The organism is Gordonibacter pamelaeae 7-10-1-b (assembly GCF_000210055.1).
In the GTDB taxonomy this organism is placed as follows: Bacteria; Actinomycetota; Coriobacteriia; order Coriobacteriales; family Eggerthellaceae; genus Gordonibacter; species Gordonibacter pamelaeae.
Window position 1 is genome coordinate 724,490 of the sequence record NC_021021.1, and the last position, 6,691, is coordinate 731,180.

Sequence of the window (6,691 nt, forward strand, 5' to 3'; positions counted from 1 at the left end):
AGATCGGCGAAGCCGTCCCGGGCCAGCGCCTCGCCCACAGAGCCGAGCAGGGCCGGCGTCTCGCCGCCGAGCACCTTCGCGACGCCCTCGCCGGTCGGGCGGCTTCCGAACACCACATGGAACAGGCGGTACAGGTACGTGCGACGGGCCAGCCCCATCGCTATCGCGCTCTCGCGCTCCTCGTTCGGCATAGCGGTCTCCCGTCTCTCGTGGCAGCCCGCGGGCAGGTTGGCGGGTGCTCCGGCAAACATGGTTGCCGCGCCGCAGGGAGGGATCTGCGACGCGGCAAGAAAGGGGGTAGGTTACCAGGTAAGCTCCCGGTATCCTGCATCTTGGGCACAGTCCTTCGCCTTGATGAGGATGTTCGGGTGCGTCTCGTCCGGGGACGGCAGCACGGCGATGCTGCCCTCGTTCAGGTCGGGGCCGAACTCGGCGCGCAGCTCGTCCATCTCGCCGAACTTGAGCGCGCGGTTGGGGCATCCCGCCACGCACGCCGGCTCGCCGCCGGCCTCGCGCAGGCCGTAGCAGCCGTCGCACTTGCCGGACACGCCCTCGTCTGGGAAGTACTTCGGCTGGCCGTACGGGCACGACATGACGCACATGCGGCACCCGATGCACTTGCTCTGGTCCTGCACGACCGTCCCGTCGGGCGCCCGGTAGATGGCCCCCGTCGGGCAGTTCTTCAAGCAGATAGGCTCCTCGCAATGGTTGCAGCCGAACGAGTAGCTGTAGCCGTCCACCTCGGGGAACGTCCCCACCGTGTAGCTGTGCACTTCGCGGTACAGCGTGCCCACCTCGAGCCGGTTCTTGTCCTTGCAGGCCACCTGGCACGCGCGGCAGCCGATGCAGCGCGTCATATCAAGGTAAAATCCAACAGCCATGGTTGCTCCTCCTTCCCTAGCCAAGCTCGATGATGCGCTTGTCAGTGTCGCAGTCGTCTTCCAGCGGTGTGCCCTCGTACTTCTCGAAGTTGCAGTTATTGTTGTTGTAACTGGTCAAACCGCCGCCGGAAATATCGTTGCCAATGAGGTAGTTGTCCGCACCGCCGTGGTCGATGCCCGTCTCCTCGTCAACGCGTACCCAGGCGCCGTGGGGAATGCCCACCTCGCCGGGCCGCATGTTCTCCATGCAGCAGGCCTTGCGCAGCACCTCGCCGTACTTCGTCCATACGCGCACGGTGTCGCCGTCCGCGATGCCCTTCGCCTCCGCGTCGCTCGCGTTCAGGAACACCGGGTTCGCCCACGCCTCACGCAACCATGGGCAGTTGTTGAACACGCTGTGGGAGCGCCTGAAGTAGTGCGGGTTGAACATGAGGTACGGGTACTCGCCTGCCTCGCCGTCGATCTTGCCATCCTTGAACGTGGTCTCGTAGCCCACGGTGGGCACGAGGTACTCGGGATACGGCTGGTACTCCTGGTCGATGAGACCGATGCTGTTGAACAGGTCCGCCTTGGCCTGGCAGGTGATCTCCAGCTTGCCGCTCTTGGTCTTCAGCGGGTTGGCGGCGGGGTCTTTGATGTAGTCGGCATAGCCGATGAACGAGCTGTAGGCATCGCCCAGCTTGCGCTCCACCTGGTAGCCGCCGTTGTCGATGAACTCCTTGAGGCCCACGCGGCCCGTCTGCGGCTTGCCGGAAACGCCCCACTCCTTCAGGTCGGCATCGGTGATGGTGACGAGAGGCTCGTACTTGCCCGAGCCGTCCTCCTTAATCACCGTGGCACCGGCGATCTGGTTGAAGAACGCCTGCTTCTCGCTGATGGGGTAGACGGTTGACGGGTCGAGCCCCAGCGCCTCCATGATGAGCGTGTTGATCTGGGCATCGGTCTTGGCCTCGTACAGCGGCTCCGTGACCTGGGAGAAACAGAAAAGGAACTCGCGGTTCGAGGAAGCGAGGCCGCCGGGAACCTCCCACTGCGTCGTCACGGGCAGCACGATGTCGGAGTAGAGCGCCTGGGTGGTGAGGAACTGGGCCTTCGACAGCACGAAGTCCATCTTGCGATGCGCCTCGATGCCGCGCTTCATGTTGGGGCCGGTCTGCAGGTAGGCGTTCTCGTCGTGGATGATGCAGTGGATGTCGCACGTCTCGTCGACGCCTGCCTGGGCGCCCTTGCCGCTGTACCAGTCGCCCACGTTGCGGTACTTGCCCGTGAAGCACGCCTCCCACACCTGCGGGCCGGGGATGACGCCCTCGATGGGGTTCTTGAGGCTCGGCAGGCCGGAAGAGCCGGCCTTCACCAGTGCCGGGCCGCCATTGCCGGCGTTGGCATGGTAGTTGTTGGCGGAGCAGTTGCCCGGCTTGCCGTAGTGGCCACCCATGGCAGACAGCGTCATGAACAGCTGGGGCACGTTCTCGGACCCGTTGCAGCGGGCGGCGGCGAAGTTGTGGAGCATCCACACGTCATGCTCCTTGCCGATCTCGCGCGCGAAGTAGGTGATCTTCTCCACCGGCACGCCGCAGATCTTCGAGGCCCACTCGGCCGTCTTGGGTTCGCCGTCGTAGACGCCGTTCAGGTAGTCGAGGAAGTTCACGTCCTCCTTGAGGTCGGCCGGCTTGTGGTCGGCATCGAAGCCCACCGTGCACTTGTCCAGGAAGTCCCAGTCGACGACGTTGCCCTCCTCTTTGTCCAGGCGCAGCATCTCGGAGGCCACGCCCAGCATGAACGCCGTGTCCGTACCGGTGCGGACGGGTATCCAGTATGCGTCGAGAATCTGGGCCGACGCCGTGTAGATGGGGTCGACCGTGATGAACTTGACGCCCGCCTCCTTGGCGCGGATGTAGTGGTAGCTCGGCGTGCCGGCGGCCGACCAGGCAGGGTTGGACGCGTAGAAAACGATGGTCTCCGCATTCAACATGTCGGTGCGGTCGTTGCACACGCCCGCATCGGTTTTCGGGATACCGATGGTGTCGGCCGTGTTCAGCAGGTAGGCGCCGTGGGACGTGGAGTCCGCCACGGAGGTGTGCCCGCCATAAGCCAGAAGCGGAGAGAACGCATAGCGCGAGCCGTAGCTGCCGATGAGGAAGGCCTGGTTGCCGTACTTCTCCTTGATGGTCTTGAACTGGTCGGCGATATAGTCGATGGCCTCGTCCCAGCTGATGCGCTCCCATTCGTCTTTGCCGCGCAGCTCGCCGTTCGGGTTCTCTGGCGACCAGCTCTTGCGCTTCATGGGGTATTTCAGGCGATCCGCCCCGAAGCACTGCTGTTGCTGGGCCTTGCCGCGCACGCAGCCGCGCTGCTGCGGGTAGTCCGGCGAGTCCTCGTGCGTGTCGTCGGTCTTCTGGCGCACGACGGCGCCGTCCTTGACCATGACCTTGTTCATGCAGCGCCCGCCGCAGTTGTGCCAGCACGCGGCCGCCACCCACTCGCCGCCTTCAGCCGGGTCGACGGGCAGCTCGTGCTTGTCGGCGGCGTCGAGGCTCGCCTCCGCGGAGCAGCCCGTGGCCGACAGCAGGGCAGCGCTCGCCGCCACCGCCGCCGAGGCCCCCAGAAAGCCGCGACGAGAAATGTTCTTGGATTGAATGCTCACGATGAATCCCCCTTTGCTTCCCTACGCCACCGTGCAGGTTGCGTAAAACGCGTAGCGCGCGATGGCGACGCCGACGATCGAGGCGACGCAGATGGCAATCGCAAGCGCCTTCTTGTTGTTGATCTTCGACGACAGCGCCACGAGCACGACGGAGACGACCGGTGCGATAACGAGTCCCGCGATCTGGGTGATCGGGCTGAAGCCCTCGCCCGAGAACGCGACGGCCTCCAGCACGAGGCCCACGGCCAGCACGGCGTTCACGATGTAGGCCGCCAAGCGCAGCGGCTTGCCCGCGTAGTCTGCCGAGGCCAGCAGGGCGAACAGCGCCAGGCCCATGGCCAGGTCGCCCGCGACGAACGCGAGGATGGTCGCCGGCGCGTTGCACCAGACAGGGTTCCCGTAGACATCGATATAGGCAACGCCCATCATGACCAGGCAAATCACGCCCACCACGGCGCCCACCACGCGCAGCGCGTAGGGGCTGCCCTTCCGAACCAGCGTGACCACCAGGTCGATGATCGCCAGCACGAAGAAGCATCCGGCAACGGCGACCTCCTGGATCATGCCGGACCCGAAGTTGACCGTGCCGCCGAACACCGATTCGACCGCACGCGGGATGCTGTGCACGTGCGTGGTTGCCGCAATCATGCCCACGGCGAACAGCGCCACGACGACCAGGGGAACCAGCCAGGGACGGCTGCCCTCGCGCGTGCGGCGCAGACCGGCGTCGAACGCGTACGCGCCGGCGGCCATACCCCCCAGCATAGTGAACAGATACAAAGATTCAAGCCCCATACTCAAGCCTCCTCTTCCCATACGCCTGCCCTCTGCAGGCGTCCGCTTAGCGGCGCGCGCCGCGATGGCGCACGCCTCGCCCAAGCCTCTCGGGCGCACCGCCTCCTGGGAAGGGGGCGTGGGCGCAGCGATCGCTCGGATGCGTGTTTGCAGGAAATCGGCCGATCCCTCTGTCGCCTATTATGGAAAATTGTCGTGCGACAATCAAGAGTGTCGCACGACAATTTTTGCTGTCTTTATACTATTTTAGGTATAACTAAGTCGCGGGGTTTCCGTTAGCCTTCGGGGCGTCCTTGTTCGGGTCGAGCGTGAAGCCCTCGCTGTAGGCGCTCGGCACCACGACGGTTCCCTCGTTGTCCTGCATGCCCTCGTACACCAGGTGGATCTTGCGCAGCGAGAGCGCTATCTCGTCGTGGGAGTAGGTTTCCGCGACCTCCTGCAAGATGGCGGACACGTCGCGCTCGGCCTCCATGAGCGTGATGCGCGCGTTCTTGCGGCATTCGGCCTGGGCCTCGAGGGACATGACCCCCTGCAGCTCCTTCGGGATGATGATGTCGCGGATCTCCACCGAGAGCACCGCGATGCCCCAATCGGTGACCCTCGCCTCCACCGCCTCCTGCAGCTCCTGGTCAAGCTGGTGGCGCCGCATCACCACGTTGGACACAGACGCGCGACCGATGGCGTCGCGCAGCGCCGTCTGGGCGGTCAGCGCCACGGCGAAGCGGCAGTCCTCCACCTCCATGCAGGCCTTCTCGGGGTCCCATATCATCCAGAACAGCACGGCATCCACGTCGAGCGGCACCAGGTCGCTGGTCAGCGCCTCCTCCGCCCCGAAGGGGGTGGCCGTCGTGCGCTGGTCGACGCGCAGCGTGCTGAACTCGATGAGCGGGATGCTGAAGAAGATGCCGGGGCCCGCCAGGCGGTTGAACCGGCCCAGGCGCATGATCACCGCACGCTCCCATTCGAGGCACACGTGGACCGAGGACAGCACCCCGAGTCCCACGATGAGCGCGACGGCGATGCCGACAAGGCTCAAGCCGCCCGCAACCGCGTACCACAGCGCCAGCACCGCGAGGAAGGCGGCCAGCGCGAGCACCACCGTCACCATCACGGCCCCGTTGCGCGTGGCCTTCCTGCTGGGATCGGAACGATAGGCGTCGGCGGCGACGCCGAACTCCATCTCCGAACGGCGATAGGAGTCCCGCTCGTCCCGCGCGATGCGCTCTTTGCTACTTCTCTTCATGCTCCCTCTTCATCTTCCGTATGTGCTTCGACACGAGCTTGGGAATGTCGTCGTAGGCCATCCCCTCTTCAAGGCAGCTTTTCACGAACTCCTCGACCAGCAGGTCCGCCTGGCCGCCCTCCCGGGGGAACGCGCCCGGGTCGCTCACGAACACGCCGCTGCCGCGAACCGTGGTCACGTAGCCGTCGCGCTCCAGGCCCATGTAGGCCTTGCTCACCGTGTTGTAGGCTATATGCAGGTCGGCGGCGTATTTGCGCACGGTGGGCAGCTTCTCGCCCGGCTGGTAGAACCCCGAGTTTATGAGGTACGCCATACGGTCGCGCAGCTGCACCCACAACGGCAGGTCGCTCTGGTCGCTCAAGGTAAAGGGGGGTATGTCCTTCGTTGCCATCGGTCCCGTCGTTTCTCACACTGCGGTTTGGACGCCGGCGTTCACGAGCACGAACCGCAGGCTCAGGCCACCGACCAGGACGAGCACCGCCAACACGGCGACGACGCTGCTCCGATGGCTGCGTCGGGCGGCCAACGCAGATACTTCGATAGCCAGAGGCGCCAGTATACCGCATCCTACGAAGCCGAGCCAAAACACGCAGGACTGCTCCCCCGCAAGCAGCGCGTCGAACGGCCGGCCGGCGCTCGCGGCGTTCACCGTCACCGCGCATGCTGCCGCCGAGAGCGCCTCGAGCACGATGAACACGGCGTCCGCGATGGCCAGCCCGCGGATCCACGCAAGCACGCCCGGGGAGGCTACGCAGAAGCAGGTGCTCAAGAGCACGACGCCGCAGCCGCACGAGAGCGCCGAGAACAGGAACAGCACGGGCAGCCACGCCGACTGCCACAGGTCCACGGCAACGACGCTCTTCAGGAGCAGCCCCGTGTACACCATCACGACGACGGCCAGCACCGCCCCGAGCGCTTTCGCGACGAGCGCGGCCCTCTCCCACGCAGGGCCCAGCGTGAGCACGGATTCAGCGAGCGCCACGACGAGGCAGGCCCCGAACAGCGTGAGGGCGAACGTCCCCACGGACACGAAGCTGCCGGTGGGATAGAGGAACAGCAGGTAGAACGCCTCCGGCCGGCCGAGATCCGCCAGCAGGCACAGCATGCCCGCCACCAGCAGGACGAAGG

Annotated in this window: 7 protein-coding genes; all 7 read right to left on the minus strand. The window is 65.5% G+C overall.

Features of this window, described 5'->3' with window-relative positions:
- On the minus strand, window positions 1–191 hold a 191-nt coding region (locus tag GPA_RS18815; protein ID WP_041238946.1), incomplete at its 3' end, for a hypothetical protein.
- A 111-nt stretch (window positions 192–302) separates the two neighbouring features.
- Window positions 303–881, minus strand: coding sequence for a 4Fe-4S dicluster domain-containing protein (locus GPA_RS03450; protein WP_041238948.1), 579 nt, complete (start codon window positions 879–881; stop codon window positions 303–305).
- 16 nt (window positions 882–897) lie between these two features.
- Window positions 898–3,525 (minus strand): molybdopterin-dependent oxidoreductase, encoded by a 2,628-nt coding sequence (locus tag GPA_RS03455; protein ID WP_227155511.1) that lies wholly within the window; start codon window positions 3,523–3,525, stop codon window positions 898–900.
- A gap of 21 nt (window positions 3,526–3,546) precedes the next feature.
- Entirely contained in the window at window positions 3,547–4,320 is a 774-nt protein-coding gene (locus GPA_RS03460) for a DmsC/YnfH family molybdoenzyme membrane anchor subunit (RefSeq protein ID WP_114569034.1), read from the minus strand.
- A gap of 256 nt (window positions 4,321–4,576) precedes the next feature.
- Window positions 4,577–5,563, minus strand: coding sequence for an SPFH domain-containing protein (locus GPA_RS03465; protein WP_041238952.1), 987 nt, complete (start codon window positions 5,561–5,563; stop codon window positions 4,577–4,579).
- Entirely contained in the window at window positions 5,550–5,954 is a 405-nt protein-coding gene (locus GPA_RS03470; RefSeq protein ID WP_015538945.1) for a GntR family transcriptional regulator, read from the minus strand. The genes GPA_RS03465 and GPA_RS03470 overlap by 14 nt, the downstream gene beginning before the upstream one ends.
- A gap of 15 nt (window positions 5,955–5,969) precedes the next feature.
- A partial coding sequence (nrfD, locus tag GPA_RS03475; protein ID WP_041238954.1) for an NrfD/PsrC family molybdoenzyme membrane anchor subunit occupies window positions 5,970–6,691 on the minus strand: 722 nt, incomplete at its 5' end.

Excerpts from the sequence above, each read along its gene's own strand:
- GPA_RS03470 (WP_015538945.1), bottom strand. The coding sequence starts at position 5,954 with ATGGCAACGAAGGACATACCCCCCTTTACCTTGAGCGACCAGAGCGAC.
- GPA_RS03450 (WP_041238948.1), bottom strand. The coding sequence starts at position 881 with ATGGCTGTTGGATTTTACCTTGATATGACGCGCTGCATCGGCTGCCGC.
- GPA_RS03465 (WP_041238952.1), bottom strand. The coding sequence starts at position 5,563 with ATGAAGAGAAGTAGCAAAGAGCGCATCGCGCGGGACGAGCGGGACTCC.
- GPA_RS03460 (WP_114569034.1), bottom strand. The coding sequence starts at position 4,320 with ATGGGGCTTGAATCTTTGTATCTGTTCACTATGCTGGGGGGTATGGCC.